At 43.0% G+C, this 263-nt stretch carries 1 protein-coding gene and 1 pseudogene; both read right to left on the bottom strand.

Going from position 1 to position 263, the window contains the following annotated elements; translation table 11 throughout:
* Positions 1 to 194 (bottom strand): annotated as a pseudogene (locus ACG9ZB_RS17450) (outer membrane lipid asymmetry maintenance protein MlaD); the annotation flags it as partial.
* Positions 194 to 263 (bottom strand): hypothetical protein (locus ACG9ZB_RS17445; RefSeq protein WP_419326867.1); only part of this gene is annotated, 70 nt, incomplete at its 5' end. The pseudogene ACG9ZB_RS17450 and the gene ACG9ZB_RS17445, both read right to left, overlap by 1 nt.

Here is a 263-nt window from a genome sequence, read left to right as displayed (position 1 = left end):
ATTTTTACCCCACTCATCGTCACTTTCGCACGTGGTTTTAAACCATTTACGTTATCGCAGGTTGCACTCATTTCATAGCGATCACTGAGATTTGATCCCACCAGGCCACTCACTCGCATCGCAATAAAGAACAAAGCAATACCGAATAAAATGACAAATATGCCGACTGCCAGCTCACTTGCAAGTGATTTCATTAAACACCTCCAAACATGACCGCAGTCAACACAAAATCAAAACCTAACACCCAGAGCGATGAATAGACC

This window comes from Acinetobacter johnsonii (genome assembly GCF_048551975.1).
In the GTDB taxonomy this organism is placed as follows: Bacteria; Pseudomonadota; Gammaproteobacteria; order Pseudomonadales; family Moraxellaceae; genus Acinetobacter; species Acinetobacter johnsonii_A.
Note: the sequence above shows the minus strand (reverse complement) of the source record. Positions and strands in the feature narration are given on the sequence as shown.